This is a genomic window from Aliifodinibius sp. S!AR15-10 (genome assembly GCF_031569985.1).
Lineage (GTDB): Bacteria > Bacteroidota > Rhodothermia > Balneolales > Balneolaceae > JAMQKA01.
The window spans coordinates 1-1,431 of sequence record NZ_JAMQKA010000109.1 but is presented as its reverse complement, the minus strand read 5'-3'; the positions used below and the strand labels follow the sequence as shown (position 1 = coordinate 1,431).

Annotated in this window: 1 pseudogene; it reads left to right on the top strand. The window is 58.1% G+C overall.

The features are described from left to right. Nucleotides 1-1,431 (top strand): annotated as a pseudogene (locus tag NC796_RS26530) (GDSL-type esterase/lipase family protein); the annotation flags it as partial.

Below are 1,431 nucleotides of genomic sequence, written 5' to 3'. Positions count from 1 at the left end.
TGGTCATTTTGAGACCGAGCTACACACCCGTTATCCCGATAGCAGCCTGTTTATTCGGAATATGTCCGATCCCGGAAACACCCCCGTTTTTCGACCGCATGCGGCGCGGGATACCCCATGGGCGTTCCCGGGAGCTGAGCGTTTTCTGGATGACCTGCCGTTTATAGCGGACAGCGGGCAGGCGTTCCAGGCGCCCAGCATCGGGCATTTCCCATACCCTGACCAGTGGCTGACCAACCTTGAGGCCGATATCATCATCGCCTTTTTTGGGTATAATGAATCATTTGAAGGAGAAGAAGGGCTTCCGGCCTATAAAGACCAGCTTTCAGCTTTTATTGAGCATACCCTGAACCAGGAATATAATGGAGAGACCGCCCCCGAGCTGGTATTGGTTTCCCCGATTGCGTTTGAGGATTTGTCCGGCCGCCAGGATCTGCCTGATGGCACCCAGGAGAACGAAAATCTGTCCCTCTACGCCGAGGCGATGGAAGAGGTGGCCGCCGAACACGACCTGCATTTTGTGGATGCGTTTACTCCAACCAAGCAGTGGTTCGAAAGCAGCGATCAGCCGCTGACGATCGATGGCTCGCAGCTGTCCGGGCAGGGATACAAGCGGTTCGGGCGTCTACTGGCAGATCAAATATTTGGCGAAGACCCTCCCAAAGCCGAAGCCCACCGCGAGCTAATCCACGAGATGGTGGCCGAGAAGAACTGGACCTGGCATAACGACTACAAAATACCCAACGGAGTGCACGCCTATGGGCGCCGCTACAAGCCGTTCGGGCCGGATAACTACCCGTACGAAATTGAAAAGATTCGACAAATGACGGCGATTCGCGACTCGGCCATTTGGCGGGCGGCACAGGGAGAGTCGACGGATCTGGCTGCCGCAGATGCCCATACGTTAGAGCTGCCGGAGGTGGAAACCAACTATGAAGAGGAGCCGGACGGCCCCGGTGATACCCGGTACCTGTACGGGCAGCAGGCCCTGGACACCTTCGAGATGGCCCCCGGCTACCAGATTGAGCTGTTTGCCTCTGAGGAGCAGTTTGCTGACCTGGCCAACCCGGTGCAGCTCTCCTTTGACAACCAGGGGCGGCTCTGGGTGGCCGTCATGCCCAGCTATCCGCACTGGAGGCCCGGGGATGGTAAGCCCAACGACAAGCTGCTGATTTTGGAGGACACCGACGGGGATGGGCGCGCTGATCAACAGACCACCTTTGCCGACAGCCTGCATCTGCCGGTAGGCTTTGAGCTTACCGCCAACGGGGTGCTGGTCTCCCAGGGGCCCGACCTGAAACAGTATTTTGACACCGACGGGGACAGCCGGGCCGACAGCGTGGAGATTGTGCTGAGCGGGTTTGATGATCACGATACCCATCATGCCCACAGTGCCTACACGGCCGATCCTTCTGGAGCCGTCTACATGGG